The sequence below is a fragment of the Parasphingomonas zepuensis genome, from assembly GCF_036663735.1.
Classification (GTDB): domain Bacteria; phylum Pseudomonadota; class Alphaproteobacteria; order Sphingomonadales; family Sphingomonadaceae; genus Sphingomonas.
In genome coordinates this window covers 1,142,690-1,159,307 of record NZ_JAXOJO010000001.1, presented here as the reverse complement: position 1 = coordinate 1,159,307, position 16,618 = coordinate 1,142,690, and the positions used below count along the sequence as shown (strand labels likewise).

Annotated in this window: 17 protein-coding genes; 2 read left to right on the top strand and 15 right to left on the bottom strand. The window is 66.4% G+C overall.

The annotated features are described in order from the left end of the window. Nucleotides 1-7: 7 nt before the first annotated feature. The 4 genes from feoB to U1769_RS05510 are packed head-to-tail and all read right to left on the bottom strand — an operon-like array spanning nucleotide 8 to nucleotide 3,716. Nucleotides 8-1,867 carry a ferrous iron transporter B gene (gene feoB, locus U1769_RS05525; RefSeq protein WP_332713057.1) on the bottom strand — a complete coding sequence of 620 codons (1,860 nt, stop codon included), beginning with the start codon at nucleotides 1,865-1,867 and terminating at the stop codon, nucleotides 8-10. Nucleotides 1,868-1,879: 12 nt separating this feature from the next. Further along, nucleotides 1,880-2,182, bottom strand: coding sequence for a FeoA family protein (locus tag U1769_RS05520; protein WP_443030174.1), 303 nt, complete (start codon nucleotides 2,180-2,182; stop codon nucleotides 1,880-1,882). Between the two features lie 16 nt (nucleotides 2,183-2,198). Further along, a complete protein-coding gene (locus U1769_RS05515) occupies nucleotides 2,199-2,861 on the bottom strand; it encodes a COQ9 family protein (protein ID WP_332713054.1) in 663 nt (220 codons plus the stop codon). 18 nt (nucleotides 2,862-2,879) lie between these two features. Next, entirely contained in the window at nucleotides 2,880-3,716 is an 837-nt protein-coding gene (locus U1769_RS05510; protein WP_332713689.1) for a DMT family transporter, read from the bottom strand. A 145-nt stretch (nucleotides 3,717-3,861) separates the two neighbouring features. Between U1769_RS05510 and U1769_RS05505 the strand changes: the two genes are divergently transcribed. Beyond that, complete coding sequence (locus U1769_RS05505) at nucleotides 3,862-4,950, top strand: alkene reductase (protein WP_332713051.1); 1,089 nt, start codon at nucleotides 3,862-3,864, stop codon at nucleotides 4,948-4,950. A gap of 102 nt (nucleotides 4,951-5,052) precedes the next feature. On the opposite strand, the gene U1769_RS05500 is transcribed toward U1769_RS05505, so the two are convergent. From U1769_RS05500 to gltX, 9 genes are all read right to left on the bottom strand, one after another. Then, a complete protein-coding gene (locus U1769_RS05500) occupies nucleotides 5,053-6,426 on the bottom strand; it encodes a cytochrome P450 (protein WP_332713049.1) in 1,374 nt (457 codons plus the stop codon). A gap of 45 nt (nucleotides 6,427-6,471) precedes the next feature. Further along, a complete protein-coding gene (locus U1769_RS05495) occupies nucleotides 6,472-6,978 on the bottom strand; it encodes a hypothetical protein (RefSeq protein ID WP_332713046.1) in 507 nt (168 codons plus the stop codon). Between the two features lie 10 nt (nucleotides 6,979-6,988). Next, the gene (ribH, locus tag U1769_RS05490; RefSeq protein WP_332713043.1) at nucleotides 6,989-7,408 is read right to left on the bottom strand and encodes a 6,7-dimethyl-8-ribityllumazine synthase; all 420 of its coding nucleotides are present in this window, start codon (nucleotides 7,406-7,408) and stop codon (nucleotides 6,989-6,991) included. Beyond that, nucleotides 7,408-8,556, bottom strand: coding sequence for a 3,4-dihydroxy-2-butanone-4-phosphate synthase (gene ribB, locus U1769_RS05485; RefSeq protein WP_332713040.1), 1,149 nt, complete (start codon nucleotides 8,554-8,556; stop codon nucleotides 7,408-7,410). Before ribB ends, ribH begins: the two co-directional genes overlap by 1 nt. Then, nucleotides 8,543-9,163: a riboflavin synthase gene (locus U1769_RS05480; protein ID WP_332713037.1), complete on the bottom strand. Its 621-nt coding sequence runs from the start codon at nucleotides 9,161-9,163 to the stop codon at nucleotides 8,543-8,545. Before U1769_RS05480 ends, ribB begins: the two co-directional genes overlap by 14 nt. A 33-nt stretch (nucleotides 9,164-9,196) precedes the next feature. Beyond that, nucleotides 9,197-10,189 carry a bifunctional diaminohydroxyphosphoribosylaminopyrimidine deaminase/5-amino-6-(5-phosphoribosylamino)uracil reductase RibD gene (gene ribD / locus U1769_RS05475; RefSeq protein ID WP_332713034.1) on the bottom strand — a complete coding sequence of 331 codons (993 nt, stop codon included), beginning with the start codon at nucleotides 10,187-10,189 and terminating at the stop codon, nucleotides 9,197-9,199. Nucleotides 10,190-10,203: 14 nt separating this feature from the next. Next, the gene (locus U1769_RS05470) at nucleotides 10,204-10,551 is read right to left on the bottom strand and encodes a hypothetical protein (RefSeq protein WP_332713032.1); all 348 of its coding nucleotides are present in this window, start codon (nucleotides 10,549-10,551) and stop codon (nucleotides 10,204-10,206) included. 96 nt (nucleotides 10,552-10,647) lie between these two features. Further along, a complete protein-coding gene (locus tag U1769_RS05465) occupies nucleotides 10,648-11,280 on the bottom strand; it encodes a TonB family protein (protein WP_332713029.1) in 633 nt (210 codons plus the stop codon). 265 nt (nucleotides 11,281-11,545) lie between these two features. Continuing rightward, on the bottom strand, nucleotides 11,546-12,871 hold the full coding sequence (gltX, locus tag U1769_RS05460) for a glutamate--tRNA ligase (RefSeq protein ID WP_332713026.1): 1,326 nt from the start codon (nucleotides 12,869-12,871) through the stop codon (nucleotides 11,546-11,548). A gap of 46 nt (nucleotides 12,872-12,917) precedes the next feature. Here gltX and U1769_RS05455 point away from each other — a divergent pair, with 46 nt between their 5' ends. Continuing rightward, nucleotides 12,918-14,522 (top strand): carboxylesterase/lipase family protein, encoded by a 1,605-nt coding sequence (locus tag U1769_RS05455; RefSeq protein WP_332713023.1) that lies wholly within the window; start codon nucleotides 12,918-12,920, stop codon nucleotides 14,520-14,522. A gap of 5 nt (nucleotides 14,523-14,527) precedes the next feature. Here U1769_RS05455 and U1769_RS05450 read toward each other — a convergent pair whose 3' ends face one another. Further along, nucleotides 14,528-15,184, bottom strand: a complete 657-nt coding sequence (locus U1769_RS05450; RefSeq protein ID WP_332713020.1) for an ureidoglycolate lyase — start codon at nucleotides 15,182-15,184, stop codon at nucleotides 14,528-14,530. Between the two features lie 22 nt (nucleotides 15,185-15,206). Continuing rightward, the gene (locus U1769_RS05445) at nucleotides 15,207-16,532 is read right to left on the bottom strand and encodes an MFS transporter (RefSeq protein WP_332713017.1); all 1,326 of its coding nucleotides are present in this window, start codon (nucleotides 16,530-16,532) and stop codon (nucleotides 15,207-15,209) included. Between the last annotated feature and the right edge of the window lie 86 nt (nucleotides 16,533-16,618).

Genomic DNA, 16,618 nt, shown 5'->3' with positions numbered 1-16,618 from the left:
TTTCTTCCTACAAACCGAGTCCGATAGCGGCCCAGTATGTAGCGCCCGCCGCGACGTATGCCAGCACGAACAGGTACCCCACCATGAAAGCTGGCCATTTCCAGCCATTCGTCTCGCGGCGGGTGACGGCTATGGTGGAAATGCACTGCGGCGCGAACACGAACCACATCAGGAAGGCAAGCGCGGTCGGCAGGGTCCAGCGACCGCGCAGGCGATCGGCCAGCTTGGTTTCTCCAGCTACCTGGTCGGGATTGTCGATCGCATAGACGGTGGCGATCGCGCCCACCGCCGCTTCGCGCGCCGCCATCGCCGGCAGCAGGGCCAGGGCGATGTCGTGATTGAACCCAATCGGCTTCACCACCACCTCGATGCCGGAGGCGATGCGCCCAGCGATCGAATATTCGCTCTGCTTCTGCCCGGCAGGCGCGACCGGGTAGCTCGCCAGCACCCAGAGCAGCATCACCGTCACCGCAATGGTCGTGCCGGCACGTTTCAGGAAGATCAGCGCGCGGGACCATAGCCCGATCAGCACGTCGCCGAGCCGCGGCCACTGATATTTCGGCATCTCCATCATGAACCCGGACGATGCGCCCTTGGTCACCGTCCGGCGCAGCACGAGCGCCGCGACGAATGCGCCGACGATGCCGAGCACATATAGGCCGAACATCACCAGCCCCTGCATACCGATCAGCGGCAGCACCTTCGTGTTGGGAATCAGTGCCCCGATCACCAGCGTATAGACCGGCAGCCGCGCCGAGCAGGTCATCAGCGGTGCGATCAGGATCGTGGTCAGCCGATCTTTCTCGTCGTCGATCGTGCGCGTCGCCATGATGCCGGGCACGGCGCAGGCGAAGCTCGACAGCAGGGGAATGAAGGCGCGGCCGGAAAGGCCGACCTGCGCCATCACGCGGTCCATCAGGAACGCGGCGCGCACCATGTAACCCGACGCCTCGAGCACCAGGATGAAGGTGAACAGGATCAGGATCTGGGGCAGGAACACCACCACCGCGCCGACGCCGGCGATCAGGCCGTCGACGAACAGCGATCGGATGAAGCCGTCGGGCAACGCGCCGCCAACCGCCGTGGAGAGCCAGGCAATGCCCGCTTCGATCCAGCCGATCGGCGCTTCGGACCAGGCGAACACGGCCTGGAACATCACGAAGAGCAGGGCGAACAGCAGGATCGGCCCGGCGATCGGATGCAGCGCGACCGCATCGAGCATATGACTCCAGCGGCGCGTCGGCGTTTCGGAAACGGTGGCCGCGACCGCGATTGCGCGCGCGCGGCGCTGCAGGGTCGCGATATCGTCCTGCACGCTGCCGTCGCTCGGCCGCAATTGCTTGACGCCCCCATAAGCGAGGACGTCGCCGAGCCGCGCCTTCAGATCGTCGAGCCCGCGCCGCCGGACCGCGACGGTCGGGACGACAGGCACGCCGAGATCGCGCGACAGCCGTTCGGGATCGAGGATCAGGCCGTCGCGCTCGGCCAGATCGAACATGTTGAGCGCGACCACCACCGGCAGGCCCAGCGCAATCAGCTGCAGCGTGAAACGAAGATGATTGTCGAGATTGGCGGCGTCGACCACGACGACCAGCGCATCGGGCAACCGCTCGCCGTCCTGCGTGCCGGTCACCACATCGCGCGTCACGCGCTCGTCGGGGCTGGAGGGTTCGAGGCTATAGGCACCGGGCAGGTCGACCAGCTCGACCGGGCGGCCATCGGGTAGCGCAAGGCGGCCCGAATGGCGTTCGACGGTGACGCCGGGATAATTGCCGACCTTCTGGCGCGCGCCGGTCAGGGCATTGAACAGGGCGCTCTTGCCGGCGTTGGGATTGCCGACCAGCGCCACCAATGGCGCGGCATTCATCGATGGACCAATCTAGCCGGCGACGGGAGAAACATGGATCGCGCCCGCCACAGCACGGCGGATCGCGACGGTCATGCGGCCGATCCGGCAGGCGATCGGGCCCTTGCCCAGCGTCGCGCGGTGCAGCACTTCGACGCCGACGCCCTCGTCGAAGCCAAGCTCGCGCAGGCGACGTGCCTCGGGCACGCTCAGCGATGTCCAGGCGATTTCGGCGACAGTCGCCCGTTGCCGGTGCGGAAGCGATTCGAGGCTGAGCAATGGTGGCACGATCACGGCATAGAACCGTTGCGATTGATTATCAATAACCGTCGCCAACTTTCGTGCCCTTTGGTCACACCACCGGATAGCGCAACCGGCCGATGAAGCGCGACAGGCTCGGTCGGTGCTCGGTGCGCGCCACGAATCCGGCCTTGGCCTTTTCGAAGCGCAGGATCCCGTCGATCCGGCGCGCGAGGAAGGCGCGCGTATCGGCCCAGCCGGCGCTCTCGTCGTCGAGGAAAACAGTGATCGTCGCGGCATAGACGCCCGCCAGGATGGTTCGCTTGGTATAATGGTTATAGTCCGTCGCCGTGTCGCCGGCGGCGCGCCACATCAGGTCGGCGGCGCGCCAGCCCAGCCTGGCGCCGCGCACGATGTTCTGCGGCATGGCCAGAATCGCCAGCGCACGGCGTAACGCCTCGCGGTGGGGCGCGACTTCGTTCAGCCGCGCCTCGACCAGCGCAGTGATCTTGTCGCGGATCTTCATCGTCGCGAGCCGTTCGGGCGGCAGGGCCGTCGCCATCGCGGTATCGACCTGGGCGAACCAGGCATCGATCATGTCGACCGCCCCGCCGGGAAAGGCGACCAGCGCCACGTCGCGGTCGACGCCGGCGGCGTCGGCCGCGGCATCACGCGCGGCCTCCCCCCAACCGTCGAACGCGGCATTGGCGGCGATCAGGGGTGCCAGGGCATCGCGAATCTCGTCGAGCGTCGGATCCTGGAGCAGGGCAGCCATCGGAAGTCTCCTCTCGTCCTATCTAGCCTCGGCCACCGCCGGCGCAAGCGGCGCGGGCTTGTCGCGCACCAGCACCAGCGCGACCGCCACCAGCAAAGCGCCCGCCATGTCGGGCAGGCCGAGCCGCTCGCCATAGACGATCCATCCGACCGACCCGGCGACCACCGGCTGAACGAGCAGGGCGATGCCTACCACCAATGGCGAAAGCTGGCCGAGCGCGTAGATCAGCAAGGTCTGGCCGAACACCTGGCTGACCAGCACCAGCGCGATGATCGGGGTCCAGTCGTGCGGCCAGATCCGCTCGCCCATCAGCAGCGCCAGCGCGAGCAGCGGCAGGATGCTTGCGCCCGTCGCCAGCCCAAGCGCCGGCAGTGGCGCCAGCGTCTCGCGCAGGCGCAGCATGATGATGAAGTAGAAAGTGTAAAGCAGCCCGGCGAGCAGGCACAGCAAGTCGCCGACCAGGTTGCGCGGATCGAGTTGGTAGGAGCGGCCCATCAGCAGGCCGGCGCCGATCGCCGCAAGAGCCAGCGCGATGCCCTGGGTGCGCGAGGGCCAGGCGCGCAACGCGAGAAAGCCGTAGATCGGGAAGAACAGGGTCGCCGAATTGCCGAACAGCGTGGCGTTGGCGAGCGTGGTCTTGAGGATGCCGATATGCCAGCTGCCGAGATCCGCCGCGAAGCAGAGGCCGGCCAACGCGAACAGCAGCCAGAGGCCGCGGCCGAGCCGGGTCGGCCGCCAGCCGCCGGCCAGGGCGGCGGCGAGCAGGATCGGCGTCGCCAGCGCGATCCGCCAGAAGGCCGAGGCGACCGGTCCGGTATCCGCCATCCGGACGAACCAGGATCCGAAGGCAAGCATCACATTCGCGACGATCAGCGCCGCAAAGGCCAGCCGATGATGGGGCGCCTTTGCTTGCACGACAGTTTTTCCTGGATCCCCGGCTTGATTCATGCGGCCCCTTAACGCTCTATCTCCGCGCCGTCAGGTAGCAAAAGGAACCGCCATGCCGACTCTCTTCGATCCCATCCGGCTTGGCGCGATCCAGGCGCCCAATCGCGTTCTGATGGCGCCGCTCACCCGCGGCCGCGCGACGCGGGAGCATGTGCCGTTGCCGTTGATGGGCGAATATTATGCGCAGCGCGCCGGCGCGGGCCTGATCATCACCGAGGCGACGGGCATCTCGCGCCAGGGCCTGGGCTGGCCCTTCGCGCCGGGCCTGTGGACCGACGAACAGACCGAGGCATGGAAGCCGGTCGTGGCGGCAGTGCATGCAGCCGGCGGACGGATCGTCGTCCAGCTCTGGCATATGGGCCGGATCGTCCATTCGAGCCTCGGCGGTGACCAGCCGGTCTCCGCCTCGGCCACCACCGCGCCGGGCCAGGCGCACACTTATGACGGCAAGCAGGATTATGAGGAAGCGCGGCCGCTCGGGCTCGAGGAAATCCCCGGCCTGCTCGACGATTATGAACGCGCCACCCGCAACGCGGTCGCTGCCGGTTTCGATGGCGTGCAGATCCATGCCGCGAACGGCTATCTGATCGACCAGTTCCTCCGCGACAATGCGAACTTCCGCACGGACGCCTATGGCGGTGCGCCGGAGAACCGAGTCCGCCTGCTACGCGAAGTGACCGAGCGGGTCGCCGGCGTGATCGGTGCAGACCGCACCGGCGTGCGCCTGTCGCCCAACGGCAATAGCCAAGGCGTTAAGGACAGCAATCCGGAGGCCGTGTTCATTCCCGCCGCGAAGGCGCTGTCGGAGATCGGCATCGCCTTTCTCGAGCTGCGCGAGCCCGGACCCAACGGCACGTTCGGCCGTTCGGAACAGCCCAGGCTCTCGCCCGAGATTCGCCAGGCCTTTTCTGGCCCGCTGGTACTCAATTCCGATTTCCTCGGCGATTCGGCTCAGGCGGCGCTCGATTCGGGCGTGGCCGATGCGGTGAGCTTCGGCCGCACCTTCCTCGCCAATCCCGATCTGCCGGTCCGCCTGCAAAAGGGCGCGCCGCTCAACCCGGACGATATGGCGACCTGGTACAGCCAGGGGGCCGAGGGTTACACCGACTATCCGACGCTGGAGCGCGTCGCGGCGGAATAAGTTCTCCGTTCGTGCTGAGCCCGTCGAAGCACCGTTCTCCTTTCGACGGTCGAGAGGAAGGACGGCGTTCGACGGGCTCAGGGCGAACGGTAGCGTGTAAGATCACCCCAAAGGCACGAACCGCACTGGCAACCCGTCCTTCGGTCGCGGAATGGGCCATGCCTGCCATTCCGCGCCGGCGCCTTCGTCCAGCTCGATGCGGTAGCGGCTGAGCAGCTGCGCCATCAGGATGCGGATCTGCATCGTCGCGAAATGCAAGCCGAGGCACATATGCGCGCCGCCACCGAACGGCACCCAGGCATATTTGTGCCGGCCTTTGCTTGCCTCGGGCGTGAAGCGTAGCGGATCGAATTTCTCCGGCGCGGGCCAATGCTCGGCCATGCCGTGCGTATAGCCGACGCTGACCCCGATCATCGTGCCCGCCGGAATGTGATGGCCGCCGAACTCGAAGGCACGCAGCGCGCGCCGCGGCAGCGACGGCACCGGCGGGATCATGCGCAGCGCCTCCTTGAAGGCGTAGTCGGTCAGCACCAGCCGGTCGAGCTGGCCATAGGGCAGCCCTTCGGCATCGTTCAGTCCCAGCCCGGCAATTTCCTCGCGCAACCGGTCCTGCCATTCCGGATTGCGCCCGAGCAGCATGACGAGGCTGGTTGCCGAGGAGGTGATGGTGTCGTGCGCCGCCATCATCAGGAAATTCATATGGTCGGCGATCGCGTCGTCGGGCAGCGGCTGCCCCGCCTCGTCGGTCGCCCGGCAGAATTGCGAGAAGAAATCCTGGCCCTCTCCCGAGCGCCGTTTCGGGATCTCGCGCTTGAACAGGTCGATCAGATAAGCCCGCGCCTTCACGCCCTTGCGCATCGGCGTGCCGGGCAGCGGGATGCGGATCGGCGCCACGGATGCCTGGACTTCATCGACGAATGCCTGGTTGATCCGGTCGGCCTCGGGGCCGAGCGGCATGCCGAGGAAACTGTCGGCCGCGAGATCGAGCGTCAGCGCCTTGATCGCGTCGTAGAAGCGCATCGGCTTGCCGCCCCAGCCGGCCACGGTGTGGGCAATGCCCGCGTTCAGCGCTTCGGCATAATGGCGCATCGGCTCGGGCTTGAACGCGACCGCCATCACCTTGCGATCGGCGCGGTGCTTCTCGAAATCCATCAGCATCAGCCCGCGCGGGAACAGCAGGTTGAGCATCGGCCCCCAGCCCTGCTCCGAAGAGAAGAGCTTGTCCCGGTCGAACAGCACCAGCTCGTTCGCCTCCGGTCCCATCAGGCTGACGGTCGGCCCGCCAAAGGCATGGTTGCGGAACACCCGGCCATAGCTGGAAACCATATGGTGCCCGAAAGCCATCGGGTCGCGCAGCATGCGTAGCGTGTTGCCGATGAAGGGCAGGCCGTCTTCGCCCGGAATCGCCGCCACCGCGCGCTTCTTCTGCCTGGGCAGCCAGTGCGGGTTTGCCTTGAAACTATGAGCGAGCGCCATGCCGGTCTCCTTACTTACACAAGTATAAGTAAGCCGCGCCGCTGGTCAATCAACGGAAGCCTTCTCGATCCAGTCGATCCAGCGCGTGGCAAGCGTTCCGATGTTCTTGCCGACGATTATGAGCAGGACAAACAGGACGAAGAAAATCTCGAATCCGATCGAGACAGCCAGCAAGGCGATCAGGCCAAGGAGGCCGAGCACGGCGAGCACGCTCCCGCCCAGCCGCTGCACGCCGGCCGGCCCAAGGCTGAATTCGCGCGGGCCCTTCGCGTCGAAGGCCGATGCCGAGCGGAAGATCGGCCGTCCGCCGGCATCTTCAGCGCCGGCGCAGGCGATCAGCGCGAGTCTGCGGAGCAGCGCGCCGCCTTCGTCGCCGGTGCGAATGATCCGGTTGGCGACAATGCCTTTGGCGGGCCCAGTCAGGTCGCGCCCGGCGCGGGGCGGAAGAACCGGGGGCGCGGGACGCGCTTTATCGCGCGCCCAATTGTCGGTCACGATTAGCCGACGTCCCTGCTCGACGATGGTGTATCGCGGCGGCGGGGGCTGGCTCATGACGCGAAAGCTAGCTGAACCGCTCTTTCAGCGCCAGCATCGCCAGCGCCGCTTTGGCCGCCTCGCCACCCTTGTCCTTCTCGGTGCGGCGGGCGCGGGCCAGTGCCTGGGCTTCGTTCTCGACGGTCAGGATGCCGTTGCCGATCGCGACGCCGTCCATCGACAGCGCCATCAGGCCGCGTGCGCTTTCGCCCGCGACGATCTCGAAATGATAGGTCTCGCCGCGAATCACCACGCCAAGGGCGACGAACGCGTCATAGCCGTCGGTCTCCGATGCCAGCGCGACGGCGCCGGGAATCTCCAGCGCGCCCGGGACGGTGATCGTCTCGTGGCTATGCCCCGCTTCCTCGATCGCGGCGCGTGCGCCCTCGAGCAGCAGATCGTTCAGATGGTCGTAGAAGCGGGCTTCAACGATCAGGACCTTCGCCATCATTCGCCTCCGGTGCCGGGAATCGCGCGCTCGCCGACGATCGACAGGCCGTACCCGTCGAGCCCGATCAGCGTATGGTGCGTATTGGTGAGCAGGATCATGTCCTGAACGCCCAGCTCGGCGAGGATCTGCGCGCCGACGCCGTAATCGCGCAGCTCGGCTGCCTCGGGGGTACCGAAGGTCTTGCCCTCGGCCCGCAACGTCATGATCCGAGTCAGCGAATCCTTCATCGGGCGGTTGATGACGACGATGACTCCGGCGCCCTCGGCCGCGATCGCTTCCATCGAGCAGGACAGCAGGCCGGCGCGCGCCGATTCCTCGCCGAACGCGTCAGCGAACATCGACAGGCTGTGCATGCGGACGAGGGTCGGGGTGGCGGGATCGATCTTGCCCTTCACCAGCGCGATCTGCTCGTCGCCGGTCGCCTTGTTGAAGAAGGTCATTGCCTTCCAGTCGCCACCCCATTTGCTGTGGAACACCATCTCGGCGCGCTTCTGGACGAGATGGTCGTGGCGGCGGCGATAGGCGATCAGATCACGGATCGTGCCGATCTTGAGATTGTGGAGCTGGGCGAAGGAGACGAGATCGTCGAGCCGTGACATGGTCCCGTCCTCGTTCATGATCTCGCAGATCACGCCCGACGGGTTGAGCCCGGCCAGCCGGGACACGTCGACCGCTGCCTCGGTATGTCCGGCGCGCACCAGCACGCCGCCTTCGCGCGCTACCAGCGGGAAGACATGGCCCGGGGTCACGATCTCCTCGCGGCCCTTGGACGAATCGATCGCCACCGCGATGGTCCGCGCCCGGTCGGCGGCGGAAATGCCGGTGGTCACGCCGTCGCGCGCCTCGATCGAGACGGTGAAGGCGGTTTCGTGCCGCGTGCCGTTGTGGCGGCTCATCAGGTCGAGCCCGAGCTCGTCCACCCGCCGCTTGCTCAGCGCGAGGCAGATCAGCCCGCGCCCGTGCTTGGCCATGAAGTTGATCTTCTCCGGCGTCGCCATCTGCGCCGGGATGACCAGGTCGCCCTCATTCTCGCGATCCTCGTCGTCGACCAGGATGAACATCCGGCCGTTACGCGCTTCGTCGATGATCTCCTCCGGCGAGGAGAGGAAGCCGTGGCGCAGGCGGGCCAGTTCAGGCTTTTGCACGGTAATGCTCCATACGTTGGAGGTAGCGGGCGAGCACGTCGATCTCGATATTGATCGGATCGCCGGCCGCGAGGCTGCCGAAGGTGGTGACGGACGCGGTATGCGGAATGATGTTGACCCCGATGGTGACGCCGCCGGGGCCGTCTTCGACTTCGTTGACGGTCAGCGAGACGCCGTCGAGCGTGATCGATCCCTTGGGCGCCACGAACGGGGCGATCTCGGGCCCGGCGGTGATCCGCACGCGGTGCGATCCGCCTTCCTCGATCACCGATTCCACTGTGCCGATTCCATCGACATGGCCGGTGACGATATGGCCGCCCAGCTCCTCGCCGAGCCGCAGCGCGCGCTCCAGGTTGAGACGCCGCCCCTCGGACCATTGCCCCGATGCGGTGCGCGAGATGGTTTCGCCCGAGACATCCACTGCGAACCAGCCGGGCGTCCCGGCAGCCGATTTGTCGACCACCGTCAGGCACACGCCCGAACAGGCGATCGAGGCGCCCAGATCGACCGTCGTCAGGTCATAGCGGGTCGAAATCCGCACGCGCGTATCGGCCAGCGCCTCGACGCGCTCGATCGTCCCGATGTCAGTGATGATGCCGGTGAACACTAGGACCTTCCTCGCCGCCTCATTGGGGCCGCCTCATTGGAGCGGAAAACCGGTTGCCGCATTTTCCGACGCGGCACTGCCATTGCCGCGCTCGTAAACCTCGACTCGGTCGCTGCCAAGCCGCCGCGAATCGTGCAACGCCCAGCGGCCATGCGCCGCGGCCAGGTCGCTCAGGCCGATATCGGGCAGCGTGCGGCCGTTTCCAACCAGAATGGGCGCGCGATAGAGCAGCAGGCGGTCGACCAGGTCAGCCCGCAGAAAGGCTGCGGCGGTCGCCGCGCCGCCCTCGACGAGCAGATGATCGACATCGTCCAGGCCAGCGATGTCGGCCGGATCGGCGAGCGGCTCCCAGCCATCGGGCGCGAGATGGTCGCGCGACAGCAGGATCCGGCGCGGGCTGCGCTCCTCCAGCCCGGCCAGGCGCACGTCGAGCGTCGGCGCATCGGCCTTGAGCGTCCCGCGTCCGACCAGGATCGCCTCATGCCGCGCGCGTTCGAGATGCGCATGCGCTCGTGCCTCGGCGCCGGTGATCCATTTGCTCGTCCCGTCTGCCTGCGCCACCGCGCCATCGAGCGACAAAGCGAGCTTGAGCGTGACGTGCGGCCGCCCCAGAGTCTGGCGGGTCAGGAAACCCGCCATCGCGCGCCGCGCCTCTTCGGCGCGCACGTTCGTCGCCACGGCGATGCCTGCCGCGATCAATCGCTCGATTCCCTCGCCGTCGGTGCGCATGTCGGGATCGTCGAGCGCGATCACCACCCGCGCCACGCCGGCCGCAATCAGCAGGTCGGAACAGGCCGGCCCGCGCGGCGAGACATGCGCGCAGGGCTCGAGCGTCACATAGCAAGTCGCGCCGCGCGACTGGGCGCCGGCCTGGGCCAGCGCCATCGCCTCGGCGTGGGGACGCCCGCCGGGCTGAGTCCAGCCGCGGCCGACGACTCGCCCGTGGTTGACGATCACGCATCCGACATTGGGGTTCGGCGCCGTCAGCCCCCGCCCGCGCTCACTCAATGCCAGCGCTGCGCCCATCCAGCGCGAGTCGCTCAGAGCCCGTACTTCTTCAGTTTGTCGTCGAGGCGCTTGTAGGAGGCCTGGGTCTCTTCCTGCTGGCGCTTGAACGCCTCGGCGGCCGCCTTCTCCTTGGGGCCGTCGATCTTCTGCTGGGCCACGATCTCGGCATCGGTGCGGTTGGCCGACCATTGTTCGACATAGATGATGTTCGGGCGATAGACTTTTTCGACCTTCGAATTGCTCGCGATGGCGAGCATGATCGTCCAGGTGACGGTGATCGCCAGGACGAAGAAGACCAGCTCATACGGCTTGCGCTGCCCCAGGAACTGGCGAAGATCGCGATATGCCCGCAAGGGGGAAATGGTGCGCAGGAAACTCATGCGCAGGAAGATAGGCGCAGCCGCCGCCCGATGCCAGTCCCACGAAGAAAGCGCCCCAATCGTCCCGAACCAGGTCCGGGACGACCGGGGAGAAGCTTATTCGTCATTCATCACGAAGCTGACCGACATTTGCCGCCATGCTTCGATCGGCACGCCGTCCTTTGTGCCCGGCGTCAGCCGCCATTTCTCCAGCGCGCGCCGGCGCGTCGCTTCGAAGAAGGAATCGCTCGCGGCGCTGATCTTCTCGACTTGCTTCACGCGACCGTCAGTGCCGACCAGGACGCGGACGACGACCCGTCCCTCGCGGCCCAGCCGGCGCTCATTGGCCGGATAGTCGGGCTGATAGTTGAAACGCGGGTTGACCCCCGGAGCCACGATGACAGGCACTGGCTTGGTCAATATCTCACCACCACCCAGGGGGGTGCCGGTTCCCGTGGAGGGAGTGGTTGGAAATTCCGTCGTCGTCGCAGCGGTGTTTTCGGAGGGCTGCGCGGTCTCCACTTCGCGGGCCGGCGTGAAGGGATTCTCCATCGGCTTCGGCTCCGTCTTTGTCTTCGGCAGCGGCTTGATCTCGACGGGTGGCGGGATTGGCGTCACCTCGATGTTCGTGATCCCCAGTCCCTTATCCTTGATCACTTTTACGAAATCGGGCGTCGAAAAGATCAGCCCGGCCATCATCACCCCGACCATCGCCGCCGAGAGTCCGAGGCTGCCCGGGTCAAGCTTCATTCGTCTTGCATGTCGATCAGCGTACATCGCCTGTCTCCATCAAACTCCTTGGTGGGTGGTCGAGTCTGACGCCCGATCTCGATAGCGATGTTACATCATCACTACAAAGATACAAGATATCATTTGAGACGGCGAAAGGCTGGCAATTGTGGTGCAGCGCCGCCCGAATCCATCCGCTTATTGCTGTTGAAGCGTCCGAGGGAATCCGAGCGCCTCGCGCACGGTGCTATTGCGCCACATCGTTCGCCCGGTAGTGCGCCGGCGCTCAGCCCGTCAGGCGCGCGATCGTGCGGTCCCGCCCGATCAACGGCAGCAGCGCCTTCATGTCCGGGCCATGGTCGAGCCCGGTCAGTGCGCGGCGCAGCGGCAGGAACAGCGCCTTTCCGCTCCGTCCGCTCGACGCCTTCAGCGCCGCCGTCAGCGCGTGCCATGGGTCGGCAGACCAGTCGATGGTACCGGCCAGTGCTGCTGCCTCGGCCAGGAAGGCGGCGTCCGCCGGATCGGCCGGCGCGTCGATCGGTCCCTCGATCACCTGCCACCAGTCGGCCGCTTCGGCGACAATTGCCAGGTTCGGCCGCACCGCATCCCATTCAGCATGGCCCATGCCGGCGGGAAGCCGGGCCGTGACGGTGGCGAAATCGAGCTGGTGCACGATCCGGGTATTGACCGCGGCCAGCTCGGCCTCGTCGAACCGCGCCGGCGCACGGCCGAAGCGCGCGAAATCGAACGTCTCGATCAGCCGTTCGATCTGCACCAGTGGCTCGACCGGGTCGCTCGTCCCGATCCGCGCCAGCAATGCCTTCACTGCCTCGGGCTCGATCCCGGCCTCGCGGAACTGGTCGACCCCGACCGACCCGAGTCGCTTCGACAATTTGCCTTCGCTCCCGACCAGCAGTGCCTCATGCGCAAAGGCCGGCGGCGCGCTGCCCAGCGCGGCGAACATTTGCAGCTGCAGCGCCGTGTTGGAGACATGGTCCTCGCCGCGCACGACATGAGTCACGCCCATCTCGGCATCGTCGATCGCCGAGGGCAGCATATAGAGCCAGGATCCGTCGGCGCGCCGGATGACCGGGTCGCTCATCGTCGCCGGGTCGAAGCGCTGATGCCCGCGGATCAAATCGTCCCATTCGATCGGAATCGCATGATCCAGCTTGAAGCGCCAATGCGGCGCCACGCCCTCGGCTTCGAACGCAGCACGTTCGGCCTCGCTCAGCTTCAGCGCCGCGCGATCGTACACCGGCGGCAGCCCGCGCCCCGCGGCGATCTTGCGCTTCAGGTCGAGCTCCTGCGCGCTTTCATAAGCGGGATAGACATGGCCGGCCGCGCGCAACGCTGCGAAGCGCGTCTCGTACAGGTCGAACCGCGCCGATTGCCGCTCCTCGCCGTCCGGATTCAGCCCAAGCCAGGCGAGGTCGGCGCGGATCGCGTCGACGAACCGCTCCTCGCTCCGCTCGGCATCGGTATCGTCGATGCGCAGCACGAACCGGCCGCCCTGTTTTTGCGCCCACAGCCAGTTGTGGAGCGCCGTGCGGATATTGCCGACATGCAGCCGGCCGGTCGGCGAAGGGGCGAAACGGGTGAGAACGGTCATGCCAGCGCCTGTAGCCCCGACGCCACGCCGCAACAACCGAGCTGCGATGCCGTTAGAAAGCGTCACATATCCCGCCTATGGCCAGCGCGGCACGAGGGGGATGACGGTGGCGATGACGATCGGGCGAATGGTGACGACGGCAGTCCTGCTCCTCTGCGCTTCGGGAGGCCTGACCGATCCCGCCGCGGCGGCACCGGCAGACGCGGTCGTCGCCACCAAGGCGGGTCGTCTGCAGGGCGTGGCGAAGGACGGCATCGTCGCCTTCAAGGCCATTCCCTTTGCGCAACCGCCGCTCGGTCCGCTCCGCTGGCGCGCCCCGCAGCCCATGATGCCTTGGCCCGGCGTGCGCGACGCAGGTTCGCCCGGCCCGGCCTGCCCGCAGCATAATCCGGCGCAGGGCGGTTATGGCCCTGATCCGGTGCAGAGCGAGGATTGTCTCACCCTCAACATCTGGAAGCCGCGCATCGGGACGGCGCGGCTCCCGGTCATGGTGTGGATTTACGGTGGCTCCTTCGTGCGCGGCGATGCCGCTCATCCGATGTTCGATGGCGCAGCGCTTGCGCGTGACGGTGTCATCGTGGTGACCGCGAATTATCGCCTGGGGCGGCTGGGCTGGTTCGCTCACCCGGCGCTGACAGGCGAATCTGCATCCACCGGGAATTTCGGTCTGATGGATCAGATTGCCGCGCTGAAATGGGTGCACGACAATATCGCCGGCTTTGGCGGCGATCCGGCCAACGTGACCATATTCGGCGAATCCGCCGGCGCGATGTCAGTCAACCTGCTGATGGCTGCTCCGGACGCACGCGGTCTGTTTGCCAAGGCGATCACCCAGTCCGGGCTTGGCCGCATCGCGGCGAAACCGCTCGCCGTCGCCGAGGCGCAGGGCGAGGCGTTTGCCAGGGCGGCGGGTGCGGCCGATCTCGCGGCATTGCGCGCCCTGCCGGTCGAGACCGTGCTGGCGGGGCAATCCGCCGCAACCGGCAGCGACGGCAATCCGGCACCAATCGTGGACGGCGTGCTGGTGCGCGAAAATGTCGATCGAAGCTTCGCCGACGGCCGGCAGGCGCCCGTGCCGTGGCTGGTCGGCTCGAACGATTATGAAGCCGATCTGTTCTCGAACTTCCTGGAGCATCCCGACGCGGCGGTCTTCTCGCTGTTTCCCGAAGCGGACCGGCCGCGCATGATGACCTTGTTCGATCCGGACAGGACCAGCGACAAGAAGGTCATCGCGGCGAATATCGCCACCGACTACGCCTTCACCGAGCCGGCCCGTTTCTTCGCCGCTGCCCAGACAAGGCTGGGCCAGCCGGTCTACCGCTATTTCTTCACCTATGTGCCGGAGGGATATCGGAACGCCACGCCCGGCGCGGGCCATGCCGCGGAAGTACAGTTCGTGTTCGGCACCCTGGGCAGTTTTCGCTGGTCCACTCCCGATTATGTTCCGTTCGACCGGCGAATCGCCGCCGATATGGGCCGCTATTGGACAAATTTCGCGAAGCGCGGCGATCCCAACGGGCCGGGACTCGTGGCCTGGCCGATCGACAAGGGTGACCATGTGCTGGTTTTCGACCGCGACGGCGAACATGCCGAAACCGGCCTGCGCAAACCGCGCCTGGACTTTCTGGCGGCGCACGCCGCCGTGAAATGAACGCGCTAGCGCGGAGCGGTCAGCGGCGAGGAGATGTAGCAGCCGAATTCCTTGGCGAAATCGACTGACACGCGGGCATGGACCCGGCCCTGGCGATCGAGGAATTCGCCATGGTCGTCGATGGGCACGAAGGCGCCATGCCAGACGCCCGGATGAATATAGAGCCCGCGCCCGTCGGAGCGGAACGTCGTGAACTTGTCCGGCGTGACATCGTCGCCCGGCAAAGCGAGCGGCACCACGAAGCTCTGGCCGTTGAGCGGATAGAAGAGCTGCCCGCCATCGGGATGGTAATTGGCGCGCCAGATGAGCGCCCGCTCGCGCGGCGCGCCCGAACCCTGGGAGGTGGCTTCTTCGGGCCAGGTGCTCCAGCCGAACAGATAGCTGTCGCCGACGGCGTTGTTCCGGGCATAGAGCGTTTCACCCTTCCACCAGAATTCGAAAATGCCTTCGGTCACGCCGCCCTGGTCGCCCGAATTGGCGTCCACCGGCCGCCATCCCTGGGCCGGCCAGCGCACGATCTCGATCGGGAATTGCGCCGGCTCGTCGACCAGGCAGCCATAGCCTTTCAGGCTTTCGTCGGTGGCCATCACCAGCGGCGTCTCATGGATCCTGCGCACGCCCGTGGTCGGAACATAGGCGATCTCGCCGGCATCGAAGTCCATGTCGTTTCCCACTTCCATGCTGTTATGCCGTGGCCGCCATCGGCCCTGCCTCGCCGCGTTCCGCGACGGAATCATGGCCGAGCAGCCAGATGACGATGCCGGTCAGGGCCACGCCGGCCGCGACCACCAGCAGCCCATAGGTGAAGCTGCCCGTGGCGTCCTTGATCCAGCCGATCACGAACGGTCCGGCGAAGCCGCCGATATTGCCGACGGCGTTGATCAGCGCAATGCCGCCCGCGGCGGCCGTCCCGTTCAGCCGGGCCGCCGGCAGGGTCCAGAAGATCGGCAGGATGGCGAGCGTGCCGATGGCGTCAATGGTGATGGCTACCACCGACAGGATCGGCGCGGCGGTCAGATAGGCACTTGCGGCAAGGCCGACGAAACCGACGGCGGATGCGGCTACGATATGCAGCACGCGTTCGTTCGCTCGATCGGAGTGGCGGCACCACAGCACCATGCCGATCGCGGCGAGCCCATAGGGGACGGCAATGACATATCCGACCAGCGGGGCGGGCACCCCGGCCGAAGTGAAGATCTGCGGCAACCACATGATCACCCCGTAAAGCCCGATTTCGACGCCGAAATAGGCGAGGCACAGGATCAGCGTGCGCGAATCCGTCAGCATTCGCATCATCCCGGCGCCATAGCGGGCCTGCCGGCCGGACGCTTCGCGCGCAAGCGTGCCGGTCAACCAGTCCTTTTCCGCGGGGGTGAGCCAGCTCGCCTGCGCAGGTTTGTCCGGAAGGTAGAAGAGCGTGGTGATGCCCAGCACCAGCGAGGGGATCGTCTCGAGCAGGAACAGCCATTGCCATCCGGCCAGGCCCTGCACGCCGTCCAGGGTGAGGATGGCGCTGGAAATCGGTCCACCCAGAGCGGTGGAAATGGGGATGGCCGTCATGAACAGGCCGATCAGCCGCGCCCGTTGCGACGCGGGGACCCATTGGGTGAGATAATAGATGACGCCCGGGAAGAATCCGGCTTCCGCCATGCCGAGCAGGAACCGGACAAGATAGAAGCTCGCCGGGCTCTTCACGAAGACCATCGCGATGGCGACGAACGCCCAGGTGATCGCGATCCGGGCGATCCAGCGTCGCGCGCCGACCTTGTGCAGGATGAGGTTGCTGGGGACCTCGAACAGGACATAGCCGATGAAGAAAATGCCGGCACCCAGGCCATAGACATAGGCGGAAAAGCCGAGGTCGCGGTTCATCCCCTCCGCTGCGAAGCTGACGTTTGAGCGATCGATGAAGGCGGCGAAATACAGCAGCGCCAGGAACGGGATGATGCGGAGGGAAATCTTGTTCAGCGTGCTGGATTCAGGCGTGGTCGATTCAGGGCCCTTCGGCATAGCTCTGCAAACCTCGATGCCATCATGATCGCAGGCTGCGCCCCCCGCTTGCCGTGACGATAGGACCGGTCCGTGATGGATATATG